Raw genomic sequence first — 21,283 nt, 5'->3', positions numbered from 1 at the left:
CCGTCGGCCCACGCTACCGGGTCGCTCTGCCGCTCCGCACACACTGTGGCGGCAGTAACAAGAAGCCCGCCGAAGACGCTGTTAACACCCCTCTCCCGAGCCTCCCGACGGCCTCACGCGGCCTGCATCTCCAGGCGTGCGCCGAACTCGCGGACCGCCGGCTCGTCGGCGTACGGCTCGAGCCGCTGCTGGAAGTCGTCCAGATACTCCGCGCCCCTGCTCGACCGCAGCCGCCCCAGCAGCTCCACCGCGCGCGAGCCCGTGTCGCAGGCCTGCTCCACCTCGCGCTGCTGGACCTGGGCCGTCGCCAGCAGCACCAGACCGATCGCCCGGCGCCGGGCCCGCGACTCGGGCAGGCCCGCCAGCGCGTCCTTCGCGTGCCGCCCCGCCGCCTCGGCCTGCCCCAGGTCGCGGTAGCAGTGCGCCAGCTCGTCCGCGAGGTACGCCTGGTCGAAGTGGGAGATCCAGTCCGGGTCGTCGCCCGCCGACGGCTCGGCCCGCTCCAGCGAGGCGAGCGCCTTGCCGGCCATCTCGTGGCAGGTGCGGGCGTCGCCGAGCACGGCGTGGCCGCGCGCCTCGGCCGCGTAGAACATCGCCTGGACCCGTGGGGTGACCTGCCCCCGCGCGCCCTCCTGCGCGGCCCGCGCGAGCTGGGAGATCTCGCGCGGATTGCCCAGCTGCGCGGCCAGGTGGCTCATGGAGGCGGCCAGCACATAGCCGCCGTACGCCCGGTCCCCGCCCGCCTGGGCGAGCCGCAGCGCCTGGATGTAGTAGCGCTGGGCGAGCCCCGGCTGGCCGGTGTCGACGGCCATGTATCCGGCGAGCTCGGTCAACCGGGCGACCGCGGCGAACAGTTCGCGGCCGACCGACTCGCGGTACGACCCCGAGAGCAGCCCGGAGACCACGCTGTTCAGATAGTGCACGACGACCGGTCGCACATGGCCGCTGCCGAAGCGGTGGTCCAGATCGGTGAGCGCCGCCGTCATCGCCTGGACGGCCTCGACGTCGGACGTCCCGACCCGCGCCCCGGCCGTGCGCGCCACATGGGTGTCGGCGCCGGTGATCAGCCAGTCGCGGCTGGGCTCGACGAGCGCGGAGGCCGCGACCGCCGAGCCGGAGAGGAAGTCGCGGCGGCCGACGTCGCTGCGCCACAGCTCGCAGACCTGCTCGATCGCGCCGAGCACGGTGGGCGAGAACTGGAGGCCGACGCCGGAGGCGAGGTTCTTGCCGTTCGCCATGCCGATCTCGTCGATGGTGACCGTGCGGCCGAGCTTGCGCCCCAGCGCCTCGGCGATGATTCCCGGCGCGCGGCCGCGCGGCTGCTGCCCGCGCAGCCAGCGTGCCACCGATGTCTTGTCGTAGCGCAGGTCCAGCCCGCGCTCCGCGCCGACCATGTTGACCCGACGTGCGAGGCCGGCGTTGGAGCACCCGGCTTCCTGAATGAGCGCCTGCAACCGTTCGTTCGGCTGACGGGCGACGAGAGGCCTGGCTGCCATGAAAACCCCCTGTGGCCGCGGTGATCCATTACGTGATCATTGCCCGGCTGTTATGCGGAGAATGCAGAGTTGGTCGGTTTCGTTCGCGACGTCCCGTTCGAGCGGCCCTCTTCGGCGCCGCCGGTTTCCGCGCTGTCCTCTAGCTCATGCCTGCGGACGCCCTGCTCACGACGCCCCCCGGACGCCTGCTCGCGGCGCCCCTGCCTCTGGCTACCCTCCCGCCGCGACGCAGCAGCATGCGCGCCCCCGCCTGTGCACCCATGCGCCCCGCGTGCAGGATCGATGCGCCTCGGCCCTGCGGCGTGACGCCCGTAACCCAAGGTGATGGCGGGAGTTGAGTGTTGCGTGGAAGACACCATCGGAGTCACGGAAGCCGCACAGATCCCACAGCAGCGAGGCGAGCAGCTGCTCGACAACGCCGTGCGGTACGCGGAGGAGCGGCACTGGGACGTGTTCCCCGGCACCTGGCTGGAGGCGGTGGACGGCCGGGAGCGCTGCTCGTGCGGCGAGGGCTCCTGCCCCTCGCCCGGCGCGCACCCGGCGCGGCCGGACTGGGCGAGCCAGGCCACCGGCAGCGCGACGGCGGCCCGCCGGATGTGGTCCAAGCAGCCGAAGTCCTCGATCCTGCTGCCGACGGGCCGTACCTTCGACGCTCTGGACGTCTCCGAGTCGGCCGGCTTCCTCGCGCTGGCGCGGCTGGAGCGGATGGACCTCCCGCTCGGCCCGGTGACCTGCACCCCCGACCGCCGGATGCTGTTCTTCGTGCTGCCCGGCGCCGCGGTCAAGGTGCCCGAGCTGGTGCGCGGCCTGGGCTGGACGCCGAGCGCGCTCGATCTGGTCGCCCGGGGCGAGGGCCACTATGTGGCGGCTCCGCCGACCCGCGTCGGCGGCCATGGGGCAGTGCAGTGGGCACGCCGGCCCACCCCGGCCAACCGCTGGCTGCCCGACGCGGAGGAGCTGATCAGCCCGCTGTCGTACGCCTGCGGCCGGGAGGCGGCGGAGCAGCGGATCCGCCGCGGCTGACGCGGAGTCTCGGGTCCGGCGCTTGATCCGGCGCCCGGCCCGGGTGCGGCCCGGTAGGTCTTAAATAAGGTGTACCCGTAAGTAGGGGATACGGGGACATCGAAAGGCAGGGCGCCATGCCAGACCAGGCAGTTGGAGCCACCGAGGCGGGCGGGGCGCGAACGGCGCCGCCCGCCGTTCGCGTCGAGGGACTGTGGAAGCGGTTCGGCGAGCAGGTCGCCGTCTCGGGGATCGATCTGACTCTCCCCGCAGGCAAGTTCATCGGCCTGGTCGGCCCGAACGGCGCGGGCAAGACGACCACGCTGTCCATGGTGACGGGACTGCTCCGCCCGGACCAGGGCCGGGTGGAGGTGGCCGGGCACGACGTCTGGACCGACCCGGTCGAGGTGAAGTCCCGTATCGGCGTGCTGCCTGAGGGCCTGCGCCTGTTCGAGCGCCTCTCCGGCCGTGAGCTCCTCGCCTACAACGGCCGGCTGCGCGGTCTGCCCGGCGACGAGGTGGACAAGCGAGCCGCGCAGCTGCTGGACGTACTGGACCTGGCCGGCTCGCAGCACAAGCTGGTCGTGGACTACTCCACCGGCATGCGGAAGAAGATCGGGCTGGCGGCCGCGCTGCTGCACAACCCGGAAGTGCTCTTCCTGGACGAGCCGTTCGAGGGCGTGGACCCGGTCTCGGCGCAGACGATCCGGGGCGTGCTCGAGCGCTATACGGCGTCGGGCGCGACCGTCGTCTTCTCCAGCCATGTCATGGAGCTGGTGGAGTCGCTCTGCGACTGGGTGGCGGTGATGGCCGCGGGCCGTATCCGCGCCCAGGGCCCGCTGGCCGAGGTGCGCGGCGACGCGCCGTCGCTGCAGAACGCGTTCCTGGAGCTGGTCGGAGCGAACGACCGGGCGACGGGCGACTCCCTGGACTGGCTCGGCGGCAGCCGGTGAGCGCCGCGTCGACGAATCCGTCCCCTGCCGACCCGGTCGCGGCCGAGCCGGCCTCGCCGCACCGCGCGCCGGGCCGCGGCGCACTGAACACGGCGTCCCTGACGCCGATCTTCGTACGGCTGAAGCTGTCGCTGCTGCGGAACGGACTGCACCAGTCCGGCACCCGCAAGGCCGCCTTCATCTCGTCCCTGGTCTTCACGCTGCTCATCGCGGCGCTCCAGCTCCTCGGTCTGGTCATGCTGCGCGGCAACGAGCACGCGGCGTCGGTCACCGTGCTGCTGACCGGGCTGCTGGCGCTCGGCTGGGCGTTCCTGCCGCTGTTCCTGCCGGGCGGCGACGAGACGCTCGACCCGACGCGGCTGGTGATGCTGCCGCTGCGTCCGCAGCCGCTGGTGCGGGCGCTGCTCGTGGCGTCCCTGGTCGGGATAGGCCCGCTGTTCACGCTCTGCCTGATCGTGGGATCGGCGATCGCGCTCGCGCACGGGGCGTTCGCCGCGGTGGTCGCCGTGATCGCGACCCCCCTCACGCTGCTGGTGTGCGTGGCGCTCGCGCGGGCGGTCGCGGCCGGCAACATCCGGCTGCTGAACTCGCGCAGGGGCCGCGACCTGGCGGTGCTGAGCGGTCTCGTGATCGCGATCGGCATCCAGGTGGTCAACTTCGGCGTCCAGCGACTCAGCGAAGCCGGCGGCCTGTCGACTCTGGACCCCGTAGCGTCGGCGGCCCGCTGGATCCCGCCCGCGTCGGCTATCAGCGCGGTGGACTCGGCGAGCCAGGGCGACTACGCGGTCGCCGTGGCCCAGTTGGCGCTGTCGGCGGCGGCGCTGGCCGCCCTGCTGCACCTGTGGCAGCGCAGTCTGACCAAGCTGATGACGACCCCCGACGGCTCGACCCTCGCCGCCGCCTCGGAGCCCACCAAGAAGGACTCCAAGTCCGGCTCGCGCTTCCAAGGGCTGCTGCCGGAGGGGCGTACGGGAACGGTGATGGAGCGCAGCCTGCGCTATGCGCTGCGGGACCCGAAGACGAAGGCGGCGTGGGTGACGTCGCTCGGGCTGGGACTGATCGTGCCGCTGTTCAACGCGCTTCAGGGGACGGGCTCGGTCTACTTCCCCTGCTTCGCGGCGGGGATGCTCGGCATGCTGATGTACAACCAGTTCGGGCAGGACACCTCGGCCTTCTGGATGGTCGCGCTGACGATTTCCTCCACCAAGGACGCGTACGTCGAGCTGCGCGCCCGCGCTCTGGCGCTGCTGGTGATCACCCTCCCGTACACGGCTCTGGTGGTGACGCTCACCTCGGCGCTGATGGGCGAGTGGGAGGCGCTGCCGGAGGTGATGGGCCTGTCGTTCGCGCTGCTGGGCGCGATGCTGGCGACGGGCGCGGTGTCCTCGGCCCGCTTCGCGTACTCGATCCCGCAGGACAGCGCGTACAAGAACGTCGCGCCCGGCCAGGGCGGGCTCGCCTGGATGTCGATCTTCGGCGGCATGCTCGCGGCGGCGCTGCTGTGCGCTCCGCTGATCGCGCTGACGATCTGGCTGCACAAGACGGACGCGCATGCGGCGCTGTGGCTGGTCTTCCCGGTGGGCACGGCGTACGGCGCGCTGATCGGCTGGGCCGGCGTGCGGGTGGCCGCGCCGCAGGTGGCGAAGCGGCTGCCGGAGATCCTGACGGCGGTCAGCAAGTAGCGGGGGCGCGTCCGGCGGGGACGCGGGTGCGGGATATGCGGGATATGGGTGGGAGATATCGGGTGCGGGATATCGGGTGGGGTGCGGTGGATCGGTGACATAGCGTGAGGCGCATGTCGACGCCGCCGCCACAGAACCCTTATGCGCAGCCGCAGTTCCCGCAGCAGCCGTATCCACAGCAGCAGCCTCAGCCGTATCCGCCGTATCCGCAGTATCCGCAGCAGGGCCACGCGCCCTATCCGCAGCAGCAGCCGTATCCGGGCCAGCCGTATCCGCAGCCGGCGGGCCCCGGGTACGGCTGGGGCGCGCCGCCGCCTGTGCCGCCGAAGAAGAACCAGGCGGGGATGGTGGTGGCGATCACGCTCGGGTCGGTCGCGGCCGTAGCGGCCCTCGCCTGGCTCGCGAGCACCGTGGTGGGCGGCGCGAATAGCAGCTCGTATCCGGCCGCGGAGTACAAGCTCACGATCCCCCAGACGCTTCTGGACGGCACGTACAAGCTGTCGGAAGACCAGTCGGCCGAGCACCAGGACGAGCTGGCGGGCACCAGCGAGGCCGACGTCAAGGACGCCCGCGCCGCGGTCGCGCGGTACGTCTCGACGTCCGAGTCGGAAGTGCTGATCGTCTCGGGCATGCACGGCCGCGTCAGGAACCCGGACCGGGTCCGGACCAAGATGCTGAAGGGCGCCCGGGAGTCCGAAGGGGCCGAGGTCATGGTGGCGCCCAAGGACTTCCATCCGGCCGGCTCGGACGTGACGATCACCTGCCAGGCGCTGAAGAGCCAGCAGACGGGCGGGGGCAGCGTCACCATGACAATGTGCGCCTGGGGCGACGAGAACACCGGCGCCACGGTGGGCTTCGTCACCCCGGAGACGACGCAGCAGTCCGCCGACGAGGTCGACCTCGAGTCGGTCGCCGAGAAGGCGGCGAAGATGCGCGAGGAGATGCGCAAGCCCATCGGCTGACGCCGGCGCCGACGCTTCCGGCACCGGGCGGCGGCGGTCGATCGGGCGTCCGCCCGCACCTGTCTCCAGGGCCGGGCGGGAACGTTTGTAGAGTGCGCGGCATGGGGAACCGAGACGGGGGCTGGCATAGCGCCCCGGCGTACGCAGGGTCCTGGCAGCCGCCGACCGATGTCGAGCAGCAGCTGTACGAGGCCAAATGCCGGGGCGACTGGGCGTCTTACTTCGACGTCCTGGCCGGCGCACGGCTGTTCCACGCCATGCCGCGGGCCAAGGCGGAGGCCACCGTGGACGGGCTGACCTGGACTCCGTACTGGAACCCGGTGAACCGCACGCACTGCTTCGCGTTCCTCACCGAGGGCACGCTGCCCGCGCCGATGCCGGATCCCGTGTACTTCGCGGTCCGACTCGGGGACCTCGCCGGGCGCACGTTCTGGGACGGCGCGTGGCTGGCGGTGAACCCCGGCACCCCGTGCGAGGCGTACTTCCCGGCGAGCCCGGGCGACCGCGCCGTCTGGGCGCAGCACGCCGCCCGGAACCCGAGACCCCACCAGCCGAAGCTGCGCGCGCTGCGGGCGGGCGGGGCGCTGCAGGGGCCGGTGGCCCACGGGCTCGCCTGCGGGGCGCTGCTGTGCGTGAACAACCGGTCCCTGTGGAACGCGATGGGCTGGCACGGCACCGGCTTCCGCGCCGAGCGCGAGCGCCTTCGGGAGTGGTGGGGCATCACCAGCCGCGAGCAGTGGGTCAGCTACGAGGAGCAGCTGCTGCGCGGCCAGATGAGCGACCCGATGTGGGAGTCCGCCCTGAAGATCCGCCGCTCCCTGGGCGAGGAGCTCGGCGCGGCGGTCGAGCCCGGGGTGTGGCGGCATGTGGTGGAGAGCTCCATACGCGGGCGGGCCATGGAGACGGGAGAGACCGCCGGCGTGCAGGAGGAGGTGGAGGAGGCCGAGGAGTTCATCGACCGGGTCACCCGCTACGAGACCCGCTTCCGCGCCGACGGTCTGCTCGGCGAGAGCGCCCAGATCCGCTCCGTCCTCGCCTGGGACTACGGCCGCGCCTCGAAGATGGCCCGCTGGGGCCTGGGCTCGCGCTTCTGCGATCTGCGCGAGGCTGAGGCGGCGGTCGTCCGCGCGGGCAAGGTCAGCCAGAGCGCGTACGACTCGTGGGAGGAGTTCTCCGTCGGCTACATCCTGGGGCGGTGCCTCCACTTCGACGGGGACGAGTTCGGCGAGTGGTACGGCAACATGCTGGAGGCGCACCGGATTCTGACGACGGCGCCGGGGAGCCCGTGGCTCAACGTCCCCTGGAAGTGAGCCGCCTGGAATGGAGCTGAGCCCGAGCCGAGAGCGGAGTCTGTGACGGGAGCGCGGACGCGATCGGAGTCGGGAGCGGCGCCGGGTCCGTCACGCGAGCGCACGGCTGGACAGCGAACGGCTGGATATGGACCGCGCCCGGCCGATGCGTCTCACGGCGTCAGCACTCCGTCCAGGAACGGCTCGACCGCCGTCCGCCAGCCCTCCGGCTGGTCGTAGTGGACCAGGTGGCCCGCGTCGGCCACCTCCGCGTACTCGCCTCGGGGCAGGACCCGGACCATCTCCTGGGACTCCGCGCGGCCCAGCTCGCCGTCCAGGCCGCGGACCACGAGGGCGGGGCACTGGACCTGGGCCAGCTCCTCCCAGTGGGCGTCGTGGACCCAGGTCTCGCGGGAGACGAGCATCTGGCGGCGGGAGAAGACCGGACGCCAGCCGTCCGCCCGTTCCGCCATGACCTCAGCGAAGAACTCCCCGCGCGAGGGGACCGGGCGCTCCAGCCAGGGGTCGTCCTCGCCGAACCACTTGCGGACGTCCGCCAGCGTCGCGAAGGGGACCGGCCAGGTGCGGAACCAGTCCTCCCACTCCCGCTGCGAGGCCGCTCCCAGCGCCGACGCGCGCATATCGCAGATGATCAGGGCCTGGACGAGGTCGGGCCGCCGGGCCGCCAGCTGCCAGGCGGTGAGCGCGCCCATCGAGTGGCCGATCAGGGTCACAGGACCGAGGTCCAGCTGTTCGATCACCGACTCGGCGTCCGACACATACGCCTCGCGGGTGAACGGGCCCTCGGGAGGCTTGTCGCTGCGACCGTGCCCCCGCTGGTCGAGGGCGACCGCCCGGTGGCGATCCGCGAGCCACCGAGCCGTGGAGGCCCAATGGGAGGCACGCCCCATCAGACCGTGGAGCAGTAAGACCCCGGGGACGTGCTCCGCCTCGCCGCGGCCCTTGGGAGAGTCTGCGAACTCCCAGGCAGCGAGGCGTACGCCGTCAGCTCCGGTTACGTCGATGCGCCGCACCATGTGGCCTGGCACCCCCTTCTCTCCCCCGGTGATCGAGCCCGCGCCGAGCTCCTGTCGTGTATCGCCAGACTATCGAACTCTTATTCGAAAACTGGGTTCTGGCGCGCAACACCCCTCGTTCGAGTGACCGCGCTCAAGGGTTGACCCCCGCCGCCGAGGGGAGATCTTCTGCGGGAGGCGGGCCGCTCGGGGAAAACGGTCCGCGGGAGCTGACCCTGGGAGCTCGGGGCTCCGGGTCAGCACAGGGGAGGACAGGCCCCGGCGCCTCAGGGCGCCGGGGCCCTCCTGCGCACAGCGGGGCGAGGGCGAAGGTGCACGTGGGGAGGGTGGGGGCGCGCACGAGGACGGCGAGCGGGAGGCAGGCGCGCATACGGATACGTCGCACAGCGTCTGGCGCCGGGCGCGCTGCCCCGCGCGCGCGGCGTACGACGGGCGCATCACCCTGATCCTCCCCCTGGCTTCGCCGGGGGGACCCCCACCCGGCCACGGGTCATCTGCCTCAGCCACAGAGTGGCACGCGATTCGCCCGGGCGCTGCCATTCCGGACGGAAAGCGATTCCAGAATCGGTACGAGGGGCCGCGCGGGAGCGGTACGGAGGACCGCGCGGGATCGGCCCGGCGGTCCGCTCCGGGAGCGGGTCCGGGGCGGTTCCGGGGTGGATCCAGGGCGGTTGCGGAGCCCTTGCGGGGCGGATATAGGCGGTCGCGGGGGCCGTCTCGGTCGCTTCCGCCGTCGGTCCGGCGGCCGTTCGCGTCTCGCGGGCGCCGGCTCCGGATCGCTTCCGGGGCTGGTCCGGCAGCCGGGCCGCGGGGTCGGTCCCGGCCGAACGGCCTGCTTCAGCCCAGCGCGGCTACTGCTTGGCGACGAACACGTGCGACGCCACGTCCGCCTCGAGCTCCGCCGCCTCGCCGCTGCTGCCCACCAGCACGCCGCCCGCGGACTCCGTCACGCTGACCACCGAGCCGGGCTGCACGCCCGCCCGACGCAGGGTGTACATCAACTGAGCGTCCGTCTGGATCGGCTCGCCAATTCGGCGTACGACGACCGTCTTGCCGTCTGTGCCCGGGTCGAGGTCGGCCAGCGAGACCATCCCCTCGTCCAGGAACGCCTCCGCCTCGGCCTTCTCGCCCAACTCCTCCAAGCCCGGGATCGGGTTGCCGTACGGCGACTCGGTCGGGTGGCGCAGCAGCTCCAGCACGCGCCGCTCCACCGCCTCGCTCATCACGTGCTCCCAGCGGCAGGCCTCCGCGTGGACCTGCTCCCACTCCAGCCCGATCACGTCGACGAGCAGACACTCGGCGAGCCGGTGCTTGCGCATCACGCGCGTCGCCAGCCGCCGGCCCTCGCCGGTGAGCTCCAGATGGCGGTCTCCCGCCACCGTCACCAGACCGTCCCGCTCCATACGGGCCACGGTCTGGCTGACCGTCGGACCGCTCTGGTCGAGTCGCTCGGCGATGCGGGCCCGCATAGGCACCACACCTTCCTCTTCGAGCTCGAGGATGGTGCGGAGATACATCTCCGTCGTGTCGATCAGTCCGGACATACGTGCCCCTCGATGAAATCGTGTGCGCTGCGGCCCCGACTCAATTCTGACGCATCCCACTGACAACCGTGCCGTGCTGGCGAGAGCCCGTCGCTGAGCTTGCCTCAGACCCGGTCTGAGCGTTCGTATTGATTCGTATTGACAGGGCAATGGTCCAGACCGCAACGTGATCCGCGGCGCGGATATTCCCGCCGCGCCCATGCCATGCGCATCCACCTCCGGAAAGGGCTCGGCGATGAGCGAGAGCAAGCTGGCCGGTCAGTTCTTCGACGCCGCGATCGGTCTGCTGCAGCGTGTGCGGGACGAGGAGTCGGACAACATCGCCGCCGCGGGAGAGGCCGTCGCCGACACCGTCGCCGCGGGCGGCCGGCTCTTCGCCTTCGGCGCCGGGCACTCCTCGCTGGCCGCGCAGGACGTCGTCTACCGGGCGGGCGGCTTCGCGCTGATGAACCTGCTGGCCGTGCCGGGCGTCGTCGGCGTCGACGTCATGCCGGCGACGCTCGGCTCGGCGCTGGAGCGGGTGGACGGGCTGGCGGGAGCGGTGCTCGACTCCAGCCCCGCGAAGGCCGGGGACGTACTCGTGGTCGTCTCGCTCTCCGGGCGCAACGCGCTGCCCGTCGAGATGGCGATGAACGCGCGCGCGCTCGGGCTCAAGGTCATCGGCGTGACGTCAGTGGCGTACGCCGAGGAGACCAAGTCCCGGCATGTCTCGAACACGTTCCTCAAGGACCACTGCGACGTCGTCCTCGACTCCAAGATCGCGGTGGGCGACGCGGAGCTGAGCCACGAGGGCATCGAGGCGCCGTTCGCGCCCGCGTCGACGGTCGTCACGAGTGCGCTCATGCAGGCGACGATGGCGGCGGCGGCGGAGTCGCTCGTGCGGCGGGGTTTGGAGCCGCCGCTGCTGAGGTCGGGGAATGTGGACGGGGGGCATGAGTGGAATGGGCGGGTGATGGCGGAGTACGGGGACCGGATCTTCTACCGGCGGTAGGGGGCGACGTGCCCTGCGCGGGCAGCCCGCGGGGCGCTGCCCCGGACCCCGCGCCTCAATCGCCGGCGAGGCTGGGTTTGCGCCTCAATCGCCGGCGGGGCTGAGTTTTCAGCCCGTTGGGGGTCCCCCCGGACGGAGTCTGGGGGAGATTGAGGACACGCCCGTAGGGCGTACGGGGGTGACGGGCCCTGCGCGGGCAGCCCGCGGTGCTCCGCCCCGGACCCCGCGCCTCAATCGCCGGCGGGGCTGAATGCGCCAGGCTCAGTCCGCGATGTCGTCGTAGCCCGTGATCTCGCGGGGGTCGCGGGGGCCCGGGCCCACGTAGTGGGCCGAGGGGCGGACCAGGCGGCCGGTGCGCTTCTGTTCCAGGATGTGGGCCGACCAGCCCGCCGTGCGGGCGCAGGTGAACATGGACGTGAACATGTGGGCCGGGACCTCCGCGAAGTCCAGCATGATCGCCGCCCAGAACTCGACGTTCGTCGCCAGAACGCGGTCCGGCCTGCGGCTGTGGAGCTCCTCCAGCGCCGCCCGCTCCAGCGCCTCCGCCACCTCGTAGCGCGGCGCGTCCAGCTCCTTGGCCGTGCGGCGCAGGACGCGGGCGCGCGGGTCCTCGGCGCGGTAGACGCGGTGGCCGAAGCCCATGAGGCGCTCGCCCTTGTCGAGCGCCCGCTTCACGTACGCCGTCGCGTCGCCGGTCCGCTCGATCTCCTCGATCATGCCGAGCACGCGCGAGGGCGCCCCGCCGTGCAGCGGCCCGGACATCGCGCCGACCGCGCCCGAGAGCGCCGCCGCCACGTCCGCGCCCGTGGAGGCGATGACGCGGGCGGTGAACGTGGACGCGTTCATTCCGTGCTCCGCCGCGGAGGTCCAGTACGCGTCGACCGCCTTGACGTGCTTGGGGTCCGGCTCGCCGCGCCAGCGGATCATGAAGCGCTCGACCACCGACTGCGCCTTGTCGATCTCCCGCTGCGGCACCATCGGCAGCCCCTGCCCGCGCGCCGACTGGGCGACGTACGACAGCGCCATCACCGCGGCTCGCGCCAGGTCCTCACGGGCCTGCGCCTCGTCGATGTCGAGCAGCGGTTTCAAGCCCCATACCGGCGCGAGCATGGCCAGCGCCGACTGCACGTCGACGCGGATGTCGCCGGAGTGCACGGGGATCGGGAAAGGCTCCGCGGCCGGCAGGCCGGGGTTGAACGCGCCGTCCACCAGCAGGCCCCACACGTTCCCGAACGAGACGTGGCCCACCAGGTCTTCGATGTCGACCCCCCGGTAGCGGAGCGAGCCGCCCTCCTTGTCGGGTTCGGCGATCTCCGTCTCGAACGCGACGACTCCCTCGAGTCCAGGTACGAAGTCGGACATCAGGCGGCTCCTCAAGATGTGTACGACAAATATGCGTGGCACGCGTGGGCTGGTCACCCCGGTGATTCCCCGTCCGGCCGGTGGTCACCCAACCGTCGGGAAGGCAGGCACGGTATCCCCCGCTGTATGGAGGCCACAGTGGCCCGAGGCTAGATTTTGGCGGGTTCGTAGGGTGCGGGGAAGCGTGACATCCGGCACACTTACCCATTCCGCCCGGCGAGGATTAGCACCACTCGGCGCCGGGAAGACTGGGCCGCTGCGGCAGGATGGCCCCCGTGACCGACCACGACGACGCCTATGACCCCGCTCACGACCCGTCCGTCATGCGAGAGCAGTACCGCTCGACCCCCTTCCTCGAGGCGGACCTCGCCCCGGCGCCCATGGACCAGTTCACCCGCTGGTTCAAGGAGGCGGCGACCGGGGGCCTGCACGAGCCGAACGCCATGATCGTCTCCACGGCGACGCCGGACGGCCGCCCGTCCTCGCGCACGGTGCTCCTCAAGCAGTACGACCACCGCGGCTTCGTCTTCTTCACGAACTACGACTCCCGCAAGGGCCGGGAGATCGCCGCCAACGCGCAGGTCTCCCTGCTCTTCCCCTGGCACCCGTTGGCACGCCAGGTCTCCGTGACCGGCACCGCGAGCCGTGTCGGCCGCGACGAGACGGCCGCGTACTTCCGCACCCGCCCGCACGGCTCCCAGCTCGGCGCCTGGGCGAGCGAGCAGTCGTCGGTGCTCGGCGGCCGCGAGGAACTGCTGCGCCGGTACGAGGAGTTGGACGCCCGCTACCCGGAGGGCAAGCAGGTGCCGGTGCCGCCGCAGTGGGGCGGGTTCCGGGTGGCGCCGCAGGAGGTCGAGTTCTGGCAGGGGCACCGCAACCGGCTACACGACCGGCTGCGCTATGTGCGCACGGACGCGGGCGAGTGGCGCGTGGAGCGCCTGGCGCCCTGACGCCGCGCCCGTATCAAGTACCAGTACCAAGTACCCGTACCCGCCGCCGGGCGCTGAGGCTCACTCCTCGGCGATCCGTCGCCCCGCCTCCAGCGCCGCGGCGACGGCGGCCGGGACGTCCGTCACCGGGAACTGCACATGGCGCACGGCCCGCTCCCGGTCGACGGTCAGCACCGCCCGCTTCAGCCGCAGCGCCTGTCCCGCCCGGAACGTCGGCAGCCGCAGCGCCGCCGAAAGACGGGCGTCCATGTCCGAGAGCAGCGGGAAGGGGATCTCCTCCGCCGCGGCGAAGTCCCGCTGCTCGTCCGGGCGCTGGGTGCCGACGCCGCGCACGGCGACGCCCGCCGCGGCGAAGTCGTCGTACGCGTCCCGGAACAGCCGGTTCTCCAGGGTGCAGCCGACCGTGCCCGGGATGCTCGACCAGCCGTCGGGCAGCGGGGAGGGGCGGCCGGTGGCCGGGTAGCAGAAGAGCACCGTGGCCGCGGCGGACGGGTCCACGGGGTCGAGCTCGCCGCCGGTGTGCGCGGGCAGCGCGATCCGCGGCAGCCGGGCGCCGGGCAGGGCCAGCATCCGGTGCGCCTCCGCGCTGTGCTCGTCCGCCGACGCCGTGAGCGTGCCGTCGCCGAGCAGCCAGCGGTCGGCCCAGTCCTGCATGGACACGAGCACCGGGAGCAGCGCGCGGCCGGCGTCGGTGAGCCGGTACTCGTACCGCACGGGGTTGTCCTGGTACGGCGCCTTCTCCAGGACCCCGCTGTCCACGAGGTGGCCCAGCCGCTCGGCGAGGACCTTGCGGGAGATGGCGAGCTCGTGCTGGAGCTCGTCGAAGCGGTGCCGGCCGCGGGCGGTCTCGCGGATCAGGAGCAGGCTCCACCAGTCGCCGATCACGGCCGCCGCCTGGGCGATGCCGCATGCGGCATCGCGCTCCGGTACTGCTCTGGCCATGGGTCCGGCTCCTCCGTCGAGTAGGGGACCATCCTGCGCCACCGAGTGAGTTCCCGATAGAAACTCAGCGCAAGTTCCCAAATGGAACTCACTGGCGCCCCGCTCTGGTCGGCCAAGGAACTCATCACCGAGCAGCGCCGAGGCGCCCTGGGCGCGCTGCTGCTCGGCGCGGCGGCCCTCGTTCTGCGCGTCGGCGAGGCGCGGTCGCAGCGGACGGGGGGCTCGGCCTGGCATAGGCCAAAAGCGAGGCAGCCGCCCTGAACGCAGAAACCCGCGGGCTCTGGTCCCTCCTGACGGAGGAGCCGGCCGGATGAGCCGGCGAGCCCGCGGGTCGGTGACTGCTTGGTATTTCGGCCGACGGTCAGTCGGCTGCACACAGAGTGCGACGACGGGCCGTCAGCCCGCAGTCACCTCACGCATCCGAAAAGACATCACTTCCGGATCACCTCCTTTCACCGTGTGCTCCACACCCTAAGAACGCCCCCCCAGACGGTTCAAGCGAATTATCGCGCCGGATCGAAAGCCCCAGCTCACAGCCCTTTCAATGCCCCCTCCGGCGTCTCCGCAAGGCAACGATTTCCAGGAACCGGGTGTGTCCTGCGTCACGTTCGAGTTGAATGATCTGACGGGCGTCAGCTCGCGCGAACGCGTCCTGCAGGGGGTCCAGGATGAGTGCTTCAAGGAGTGAGACTGCCAACACGCTCGGGCCCGACGAGCCGGAGCCGAAGGGCACGGGTCCATCCGAGTCTGCCCCGGTGGCCGGCGCCGAGCTGCTGGCCGCGCTGCTCGACGGGATGGACGCGGCGCTCTGCGCCTTCGACGCGGACGGCGCCGTCACCCACTGGAACCGCGAGGCCGAGCGGATTCTCGGCTGGACGCCCGAGGAGGCGGTGGGGCGGCGCGGCTTCGCCGGCTGGGCGGTGCGGACAGCGGACGCGGACGAGGTCCACGAGCGGCTGATGGCCTCGATGGACTCGCCCGGACGGCAGGTCCACGAGTTCGCGCTGCTGCGCAAGGACGGCGGGCGGGTGCTCGTACGGACCCAGTCGGCGCGGGTGCTCGGCGCGGACGGGAAGCCGGCGGGGGTGTACTGCGCCTTCAGCGAGGTGCACGCGCAGATCGATCTGGAGCGGTCCATCGCGCTGAGCGAGGCGCTGTTCGAGGACGCGTCCTGGGGCGTCGTCCTGGTCGACGTGGACCTGCGGCCGACCGTGGTGAACGGCTACGCGCTGCGCGCGCTGGGCGCGGGACGGACCTCGCCGCTGGGGCGGCCCCTGGGCGAGCTGGTCGTCCAGGGCGTGGAGGAGCTGGAGGGCGCGCTCCACCATGTGCTGGCGGAGGGCGCGCCGCACGGGCTCACCGAGCTGTGGGTGACGCTGAGCGCGGGGCAGACGGAACAGCGCAGGTGCTGGCGGAGCGGCTTCCTGCGGCTGGCGTCGCCGCTCGCGGAGGAGCCGGTGCCGCTCGGGGTCGGCTGGCTGTTCCACGATGTGACGGAGGCCAAGCTGGCGGAGCAGGAGGCGGACCGGCTGCGCTTCCGCTCGAGCCAGCTGCACCGCGCGGGGCGGGCGGCGGCGGAGTGCGAGGACCCGATGGAGGCGGCGACGGCGTATATCGACTTCGCGCTGGCGGGCTTCGCGGACCATGCGCTGATCGATCTGCTGGCCCCCGACGGCGAGCGCCTGATCCGCACGGCGGCGACTCCCTCGGGCGCGCCGGGCCCGTGCGTTCCCGTGGCGGGCGCCGGCATCCCGGTGCGCTACCCCCACGGCCACCCGGCCCTCCAGGCGGTCGACCGCAGCGGCTCGGTGCGCGCGAGCGCGCCGCTGGAGAAGTCCCCGGGCGACTGGGCCGCCGAGCGCCAATGGCCGCGCGACGCGGTCCACGCCCTGTGCGCGGTGCTGCGCAGCAGGGGGCGGACGCTGGGGGTGGTGACGTTCCTGCGGGGCGCGAGCCGGCCGCCGTTCGAACGGCCGGACGCGATGTACGCGGAGAGCGTCTCGGTCCTGACGGCGTCCTCGCTGGACCTGCACGCGCTCGGGCCCGCCGACGACTGAGGCCCGCCGAAGGGCGTAGGCCCCGGGGCGGGGGGACATGCCCTGTGCGGGCGGCCCACGGGGCGCTGCCCCGGACCCCGCGCCTCAAACGCCGGCGGGGCTGGATTTTCAGCCCGTCCGGCGTTTGAGGACACGGCCGAAGGCCGTACGGGGCGCAGCCCCCGGAGCGGGGGGACATGCCCTGCGCGGGCTGCCCGCGGGGCGCTGCCCCGGACCCCGCGCCTCAATCTCCCCCAGACTTCGTCCGGGGGGACCCCCACGAGGCTGAATGTGCGCGCCCACGCCCGGCCCGGCCGGGTATCGCCTCAATCGCCGGGGAACGGCCCGCCGACTCGTCACCCCTGTTCTCTCAGCCCCTCCTCCACCAGCGCCGCCCACTGCGTCACCACCCTCTGGCGGCGGGCGGCGTCGTCGGTGAGGAGGTTCGCCAGGCCTAGTCCGCGGGCCATGTCCAGCAGGCCCTGGACCGTCTCCCGTACGCCGGGGCGGGACTCGTCCGCGTCCAGCAGACGGACCGCGATCCGGTGGGTCTCACGGCCGACCCGGGCCTCCAGCTCGGTGACCCGGGAGCGGAGCTGCTCCTCGTTGGAGGCGGCCGCCCACAGGTGCAGCGCCGCCCGGAACAGCGGTCCCGTGTAGAGGTCGACCAGCGCCGCCACGACCGCCGTGCGGTCCTGCGTGGGCAGCGCCCGCAGCGCCTGCGAGCGCTCCTCCGCGACGTACTCGACCGCCGCCGTGAACAGGTCCTCCCTGGTCGGGAAGTGGTGCTGGGCCGCCCCGCGCGAGACCCCGGCCCGTTCGGCGACGACCGAGACGGTGGAGCCCGCCCAGCCGTGCTCGGCCAGGCAGTCCACCGCGGCCTGCAGGAGCCGCTGCCGGGTCGCCCGGCTGCGGTCCTGCTTGGGGGGCGTCACAACACCCATGCGGGGTCCCGTCGTTCGAGAAAGGCCGTCATCCCTTCGCGTGCCTGCGCCGACGCGAAGAGCGACGCCGAGCGCTGGACCAGGTCTTCCGCGTCCCGGTCGAAGGTTTCCAGCACCCTAGCGGCGACCAGTTCCTTCGCCGCCGCCAGCCCCTGCGCGGAGGCTCTGCGCAGGCCGTCCAGCACCGGCGCGAGCGCCTCGTCCACGTCGTCCGCGGCGAGCGTGAGCAGCCCCGCGCGCACCGCCTCCGCCGCGTCGAAGCGCTCCCCGGTGAGGTAGTAGCGCGCGGCGGCCCGCGGGTCCATCCGCGGCAGCAGGGGCAGCGAGATGACGGCCGGGGCGACGCCGATCCGGACCTCCGTGAAGGCGAAGTCGGAGCCGCTGGAGGCCGCCGCGATGTCGCAGGCGCCCACGATGCCGAGGCCCCCGGCCCGTACATGCCCCGTCACCCGTGCCAGCACCGGTTTGGGGTGGGCGACGATCTGCCGGAGCAGCGCGACGAAGGTGTACGGGTTGGGCGGGGCCTTCAGGTCCGCGCCCGCGCTGAACGTCGAGCCGGTGTGGGCCAGCACCACGGCCCGCACCGAGTCGTCCTTCGCCGCGTCCGTCAGCGCCTGCGCCAGCTCGGCGACGAGCTGCGCCGACAGGGCGTTGCGGTTGGCGGGCGAGTCGAGCGTCAGCGTGGCGACCCCCCGGTCGCGCGCCGTCGTCAGAAGCGTCATGTGTTCTCCTTCTCGCGGTCGCGCAGTTCACGACGGAGGATCTTCCCCGATGCGGCCCGCGGCACGCCGCCGACGAACTCCACCCGGCGGACCTTCTTGTACGGCGAGACGCGCTCGGCCACATAGGCCAGCACGTCGTCCTCGGTGAGGTCGCCTGCGCCCTGCTGCCGTACGACGTATGCCTTGGGGATCTCGTTCCCGTCCTCGTCGTACACCCCGATCACCGCCGCGTCGGCGATGCCCTCGTGGGTCAGCAGCAGCGCCTCCAGCTCGGCGGGGGCGACCTGGAAGCCCTTGTACTTGATGAGCTCCTTGACCCGGTCGACGACGAACAGCCAGCCGTCGGCGTCGACGCGGCCGATGTCGCCGGTGTGCACCCAGCCCTCGGCGTCGATCATGTCGGCGGTGGCCTCGGGGCGGCCGAGGTAGCCCTTCATCACCTGCGGGCCGCGGACGGCGATCTCGCCGTCCTCGCCGACGCCGGCGTCCCTGCCCGGGTCGTCCAGGGACAGGATGCGCATCTCGGTGTTGGGCAGGAGCGTCCCGACGGCGCCCGGCGGCGGGCTGGCCGCCGACAGCGGGACCACATGGGTGCCGGGCGACAGCTCGGTCATGCCGTACGCCTGGCGGACCGGCGGGAGCCCGAGCCGGTCCGAGCACGCCTGGCCCAGGCGCGCGTCGAGCGGGGCGGCGGCGCTGACGATGTACTCGAGGCTGGAGAGGTCGTACTGGGCGACCGCCGGGTGCTTGGCGAGCGCGAGGACGATCGGCGGGGCGACGTACAGGCCGTTGATGCGGTGCTTCTCGATCGCCGAGAGGAAGGTGTCCAGGTCGAAGCGGGGCAGCACGACGACGGTCGCGCCCTTGCGCAGCGGGGCGTTCATCAGGGCGGTGAGGCCGTAGATGTGGAAGAACGGCAGCACGGCGAGTATCCGGTCGCCGGGGCCCATCGGGATGAACGGGTCCAGCTGGGCGAGGTTGGTGGCGATCGAGCGGTGGGTGAGCATGACGCCCTTGGGCACGCCGGTGGTGCCGGAGGAGTACGGCAGCGCGGCGACGTCCTCGCACGGGTCGATCGCGACCTCGGGCTCGGGCGCCGTCGAGGTGATCATGTCGAGGACGCTCACATGCCCGTCGGCGCGGTCGCAGACGAAGATCTCCTGGATGCCGGCGGCCAGTTCGGCGGCCCTGCGGGCGACCTCCAGGAGCGGTGAGACGGTGACGATCCAGCGGGCGGAGGAGTCGCGCAGCTGCTTGGCGAACTCCTCCGCGGTGGCCAGCGGATGGACGGTGGTGACCGAGGCCCCGGCGCGGGTGGCGCCGTAGAAGACCGAGGGGTAGGCGATGGTGTTGGGGCTGTGCAGGGCGAGGACGTCGCCCTTGGCCAGTCCCGCGTCGGCGAGCGCGGCGGCGATCCGCCGGTGGAAGAGGTCGAGCTGGGTGTAGGTGACGCTCTTGCCGTTCACGCCGTCGACCAAGGCGACGGAGTCGCCGTACTGGGCGGCTGCCCGGCCCAGCACGACCTCGTGGATGGGCTCTTCGACGGCCTGGACGTCTGCGTACGCGCTGCGGAACACGTTTTCCGGCATGGACGGCCCCCTCGGCTTCGTGGACGGCCAGAATCTCCCGTGTCAGTACGACTTGGGGAGACCCAGGGACTGATGGGATACGTAATTGAGGATCATCTCGCGGCTGACCGGGGCGATCCGGGCCACGCGCGCGGCGGTGACCAGGGACGCGAGGCCGTACTCCCTTGTGAGGCCGTTCCCGCCGAGGGTGTGGACGGCCTGGTCGACGGCGCGCACGCAGGCCTCGCCGGCGGCGTACTTGGCCATGTTGGCGGCCTCGCCCGCGCCGACGTCGTCGCCCGCGTCGTACAGGGCGGCGGCCTTCTGCATCATCAGGCGCGCCAGCTCCAGCTCGATGTGGGCCTGGGCGAGGGGGTGGGCGATGGCCTGGTGGGCGCCGATGGGCTGCTTCCACACCTGCCGGGTGCGGGCGTAGTCGACGGCCTTGGCGACGGCGTACCGGCCCATCCCGATGGCGAACGCGGCCGTCATCACGCGCTCCGGGTTGAGCCCGGCGAAGAGCTGGAGCAGCCCCGCGTCCTCGTCGCCGACGAGGGCCTCGGCGGGCAGCCGCACATCGTCCAGGACGAGCTCGAACTGCTTCTCCTGGGCGCGCAGCTCCATGTCGATCTGCGAGCGCTGGAAGCCCTCGGCGTCGCGGGGGACGATGAACAGGCAGGGCTTGAGGCTGCCGGTCCTGGCGTCCTCGGTGCGGCCGACTATCAGGGTCGCGTCGGCGATGTCGACGCCGGAGACGAAGACCTTGCGCCCGCTGAGCATCCAGTCCTCGCCGTCGCGGCGCGCGGTGGTGGTGATGCGGTGGGAGTTCGAGCCGGCGTCGGGCTCGGTGATGCCGAAGGCCATGGTGAGGCTGCCGTCGGCGAGGCCGGGCAGCCACTGGCGGCGCTGCTCCTCGGTGCCGAAGCGGGCGATGACCGTGCCGCAGATGGCGGGCGAGACGATCATCATCAGGAGCGGGCAGCCGGCGGCCCCCAGCTCCTCCAGCACGATGGACAGCTCGGCCATGCCGCCGCCTCCGCCGCCGTGCTCCTCGGGAAGGTTGACGCCGAGGTAGCCGAGCTTGGCGGCCTCGGCCCACAGCTGTTCGCGCCCGTACTCGCGTCCGTGCCGCTGTCCGAGGGCGGCGACGGCGGCGCGCAGGTCCTTGTGCTCCTGGCTCTCTACGACGGTGCTCATGCTTCCCGTTCCTCCTGTGCGTCCGGTGCGTCTGGTGCCTTCTGTGCTTCCGGTGCTTCCGGTGCTTCCTGTACGACGGCGAGCAGGGCGCCGACCTCGACCTGGCGGCCGGGGGCGGCGTGGAGCGCGGTGAGAACGCCGGAGGCGGGAGCGAGGATCCGGTGCTCCATCTTCATGGCCTCCAGCCAGACGAGCGGCTGTCCTTGGGCGACGCGGACCCCTTCCGCGAGCCCGTCCCCCACGCGTACGACGGTCCCCGGCATGGGCGCGAGCAGCGAGCCGGGCTCGTGGCGGGCGGCGGGGTCGGGGAAGCGGGGGCGCTCGACGAGTGCGTGGCCGCCGGCCGCCGAGTCGACGTGGACGGTCCCGTCGCCGTACGCGGCGACGTCGAAGTGCCGTACGACGCCGTCCGCCTCGAGCGTCGCCCGGCCGGGCGCGACGGCCGCGACGCGCAGGCCCGGCATGCCGTCGACGGCGTATCCGTCGCGGGTCGCCCGGTAGCGGACCTCGTGCTCGGCGCGGCCCTCGTACGTCTTGGCCTGCGGCTGCGAGGTCAGATTGCGCCAGGCGCCGACGCGTCCGGGCGCGCGGGCGGCGCCGGTGCGC

The 21,283-nt window shown here is 72.5% G+C and carries 19 protein-coding genes; 9 read left to right on the top strand and 10 right to left on the bottom strand.

Annotated elements, in window-relative coordinates; genetic code table 11:
* Positions 1-113: 113 nt before the first annotated feature.
* Positions 114-1,496: a transcriptional regulator gene (locus tag AB0M39_RS30850; RefSeq protein ID WP_365369437.1), complete on the bottom strand. Its 1,383-nt coding sequence runs from the start codon at positions 1,494-1,496 to the stop codon at positions 114-116.
* Positions 1,497-1,820: 324 nt separating this feature from the next.
* Between AB0M39_RS30850 and AB0M39_RS30845 the strand changes: the two genes are divergently transcribed.
* The 5 genes from AB0M39_RS30845 to AB0M39_RS30825 all read left to right on the top strand — a co-directional run bounded on the left by AB0M39_RS30845 (position 1,821) and on the right by AB0M39_RS30825 (position 7,405).
* The gene (locus tag AB0M39_RS30845; RefSeq protein WP_365369435.1) at positions 1,821-2,519 is read left to right on the top strand and encodes a bifunctional DNA primase/polymerase; all 699 of its coding nucleotides are present in this window, start codon (positions 1,821-1,823) and stop codon (positions 2,517-2,519) included.
* A gap of 116 nt (positions 2,520-2,635) precedes the next feature.
* Positions 2,636-3,451, top strand: a complete 816-nt coding sequence (locus AB0M39_RS30840) for an ABC transporter ATP-binding protein (RefSeq protein WP_365369432.1) — start codon at positions 2,636-2,638, stop codon at positions 3,449-3,451.
* Between the two features lie 83 nt (positions 3,452-3,534).
* Positions 3,535-5,133 (top strand): transporter, encoded by a 1,599-nt coding sequence (locus AB0M39_RS30835; protein WP_365369490.1) that lies wholly within the window; start codon positions 3,535-3,537, stop codon positions 5,131-5,133.
* Positions 5,134-5,246: 113 nt separating this feature from the next.
* Entirely contained in the window at positions 5,247-6,095 is an 849-nt protein-coding gene (locus AB0M39_RS30830) for a hypothetical protein (protein WP_365369429.1), read from the top strand.
* 101 nt (positions 6,096-6,196) lie between these two features.
* Positions 6,197-7,405 carry a DUF1266 domain-containing protein gene (locus AB0M39_RS30825; protein WP_365369426.1) on the top strand — a complete coding sequence of 403 codons (1,209 nt, stop codon included), beginning with the start codon at positions 6,197-6,199 and terminating at the stop codon, positions 7,403-7,405.
* A gap of 152 nt (positions 7,406-7,557) precedes the next feature.
* On the opposite strand, the gene AB0M39_RS30820 is transcribed toward AB0M39_RS30825, so the two are convergent.
* Together AB0M39_RS30820 and AB0M39_RS30815 are read right to left on the bottom strand one after the other, a co-directional pair.
* Positions 7,558-8,421 (bottom strand): alpha/beta hydrolase, encoded by an 864-nt coding sequence (locus tag AB0M39_RS30820; protein WP_365369423.1) that lies wholly within the window; start codon positions 8,419-8,421, stop codon positions 7,558-7,560.
* 851 nt (positions 8,422-9,272) lie between these two features.
* Entirely contained in the window at positions 9,273-9,965 is a 693-nt protein-coding gene (locus AB0M39_RS30815; protein ID WP_365369421.1) for a metal-dependent transcriptional regulator, read from the bottom strand.
* A 235-nt stretch (positions 9,966-10,200) separates the two neighbouring features.
* Here AB0M39_RS30815 and AB0M39_RS30810 point away from each other — a divergent pair, with 235 nt between their 5' ends.
* Entirely contained in the window at positions 10,201-10,956 is a 756-nt protein-coding gene (locus AB0M39_RS30810) for an SIS domain-containing protein (RefSeq protein WP_365369418.1), read from the top strand.
* Positions 10,957-11,217: 261 nt separating this feature from the next.
* On the opposite strand, the gene AB0M39_RS30805 is transcribed toward AB0M39_RS30810, so the two are convergent.
* Positions 11,218-12,318, bottom strand: a complete 1,101-nt coding sequence (locus AB0M39_RS30805) for a citrate synthase 2 (RefSeq protein ID WP_365369415.1) — start codon at positions 12,316-12,318, stop codon at positions 11,218-11,220.
* 323 nt (positions 12,319-12,641) lie between these two features.
* On the opposite strand from AB0M39_RS30805, the gene pdxH reads away from it, so the two are divergent.
* A complete protein-coding gene (pdxH, locus tag AB0M39_RS30800; protein ID WP_365369487.1) occupies positions 12,642-13,268 on the top strand; it encodes a pyridoxamine 5'-phosphate oxidase in 627 nt (208 codons plus the stop codon).
* Positions 13,269-13,328: 60 nt separating this feature from the next.
* Here pdxH and AB0M39_RS30795 read toward each other — a convergent pair whose 3' ends face one another.
* Positions 13,329-14,210 (bottom strand): winged helix-turn-helix transcriptional regulator, encoded by an 882-nt coding sequence (locus tag AB0M39_RS30795; RefSeq protein ID WP_365369412.1) that lies wholly within the window; start codon positions 14,208-14,210, stop codon positions 13,329-13,331.
* Between the two features lie 81 nt (positions 14,211-14,291).
* Between AB0M39_RS30795 and AB0M39_RS30790 the strand changes: the two genes are divergently transcribed.
* Positions 14,292-14,471, top strand: coding sequence for a hypothetical protein (locus AB0M39_RS30790; protein ID WP_365369409.1), 180 nt, complete (start codon positions 14,292-14,294; stop codon positions 14,469-14,471).
* A gap of 407 nt (positions 14,472-14,878) precedes the next feature.
* The gene (locus tag AB0M39_RS30785) at positions 14,879-16,267 is read left to right on the top strand and encodes a PAS domain-containing protein (RefSeq protein WP_365369406.1); all 1,389 of its coding nucleotides are present in this window, start codon (positions 14,879-14,881) and stop codon (positions 16,265-16,267) included.
* A gap of 335 nt (positions 16,268-16,602) precedes the next feature.
* Here the strand turns inward: AB0M39_RS30785 and AB0M39_RS30780 are convergent, their stop codons facing one another.
* From AB0M39_RS30780 to AB0M39_RS30760, 5 genes are all read right to left on the bottom strand, one after another.
* Complete coding sequence (locus AB0M39_RS30780) at positions 16,603-17,190, bottom strand: TetR/AcrR family transcriptional regulator (protein ID WP_365369403.1); 588 nt, start codon at positions 17,188-17,190, stop codon at positions 16,603-16,605.
* On the bottom strand, positions 17,178-17,912 hold the full coding sequence (locus AB0M39_RS30775; RefSeq protein ID WP_365369401.1) for an enoyl-CoA hydratase family protein: 735 nt from the start codon (positions 17,910-17,912) through the stop codon (positions 17,178-17,180). The genes AB0M39_RS30780 and AB0M39_RS30775 overlap by 13 nt, the downstream gene beginning before the upstream one ends.
* A complete protein-coding gene (locus AB0M39_RS30770; protein WP_365369398.1) occupies positions 17,909-19,501 on the bottom strand; it encodes a 4-coumarate--CoA ligase family protein in 1,593 nt (530 codons plus the stop codon). The genes AB0M39_RS30775 and AB0M39_RS30770 overlap by 4 nt, the downstream gene beginning before the upstream one ends.
* A 42-nt stretch (positions 19,502-19,543) precedes the next feature.
* Entirely contained in the window at positions 19,544-20,677 is a 1,134-nt protein-coding gene (locus AB0M39_RS30765; protein WP_365369395.1) for an acyl-CoA dehydrogenase family protein, read from the bottom strand.
* Positions 20,674-21,283: biotin/lipoyl-containing protein (locus tag AB0M39_RS30760; RefSeq protein ID WP_365369392.1), on the bottom strand; the 610-nt coding region annotated here is incomplete at its 5' end. The genes AB0M39_RS30765 and AB0M39_RS30760, both read right to left, overlap by 4 nt.

This window comes from Streptomyces sp. NPDC051907 (genome assembly GCF_040681075.1).
Taxonomy (GTDB): Bacteria; Actinomycetota; Actinomycetes; order Streptomycetales; family Streptomycetaceae; genus Streptomyces.
The sequence above is the reverse complement of the archived record's forward strand: the minus strand, read 5'-3'. Positions and strand labels throughout refer to the sequence as shown.

What these genes read in the sequence shown, in the direction of transcription:
- AB0M39_RS30815 (WP_365369421.1), bottom strand. Translation starts at nt 9,965, where the DNA reads ATGTCCGGACTGATCGACACGACGGAGATGTATCTCCGCACCATCCTC.
- AB0M39_RS30845 (WP_365369435.1), top strand. Translation starts at nt 1,821, where the DNA reads ATGGCGGGAGTTGAGTGTTGCGTGGAAGACACCATCGGAGTCACGGAA.
- AB0M39_RS30795 (WP_365369412.1), bottom strand. Translation starts at nt 14,210, where the DNA reads ATGGCCAGAGCAGTACCGGAGCGCGATGCCGCATGCGGCATCGCCCAG.
- AB0M39_RS30820 (WP_365369423.1), bottom strand. Translation starts at nt 8,421, where the DNA reads ATGGTGCGGCGCATCGACGTAACCGGAGCTGACGGCGTACGCCTCGCT.
- AB0M39_RS30810 (WP_365369418.1), top strand. Translation starts at nt 10,201, where the DNA reads ATGAGCGAGAGCAAGCTGGCCGGTCAGTTCTTCGACGCCGCGATCGGT.
- AB0M39_RS30830 (WP_365369429.1), top strand. Translation starts at nt 5,247, where the DNA reads ATGTCGACGCCGCCGCCACAGAACCCTTATGCGCAGCCGCAGTTCCCG.
- AB0M39_RS30805 (WP_365369415.1), bottom strand. Translation starts at nt 12,318, where the DNA reads ATGTCCGACTTCGTACCTGGACTCGAGGGAGTCGTCGCGTTCGAGACG.
- AB0M39_RS30765 (WP_365369395.1), bottom strand. Translation starts at nt 20,677, where the DNA reads ATGAGCACCGTCGTAGAGAGCCAGGAGCACAAGGACCTGCGCGCCGCC.
- AB0M39_RS30770 (WP_365369398.1), bottom strand. Translation starts at nt 19,501, where the DNA reads ATGCCGGAAAACGTGTTCCGCAGCGCGTACGCAGACGTCCAGGCCGTC.
- AB0M39_RS30780 (WP_365369403.1), bottom strand. Translation starts at nt 17,190, where the DNA reads ATGGGTGTTGTGACGCCCCCCAAGCAGGACCGCAGCCGGGCGACCCGG.
- AB0M39_RS30825 (WP_365369426.1), top strand. Translation starts at nt 6,197, where the DNA reads ATGGGGAACCGAGACGGGGGCTGGCATAGCGCCCCGGCGTACGCAGGG.
- pdxH (WP_365369487.1), top strand. Translation starts at nt 12,642, where the DNA reads ATGCGAGAGCAGTACCGCTCGACCCCCTTCCTCGAGGCGGACCTCGCC.
- AB0M39_RS30850 (WP_365369437.1), bottom strand. Translation starts at nt 1,496, where the DNA reads ATGGCAGCCAGGCCTCTCGTCGCCCGTCAGCCGAACGAACGGTTGCAG.
- AB0M39_RS30840 (WP_365369432.1), top strand. Translation starts at nt 2,636, where the DNA reads ATGCCAGACCAGGCAGTTGGAGCCACCGAGGCGGGCGGGGCGCGAACG.
- AB0M39_RS30785 (WP_365369406.1), top strand. Translation starts at nt 14,879, where the DNA reads ATGAGTGCTTCAAGGAGTGAGACTGCCAACACGCTCGGGCCCGACGAG.
- AB0M39_RS30790 (WP_365369409.1), top strand. Translation starts at nt 14,292, where the DNA reads ATGGAACTCACTGGCGCCCCGCTCTGGTCGGCCAAGGAACTCATCACC.
- AB0M39_RS30775 (WP_365369401.1), bottom strand. Translation starts at nt 17,912, where the DNA reads ATGACGCTTCTGACGACGGCGCGCGACCGGGGGGTCGCCACGCTGACG.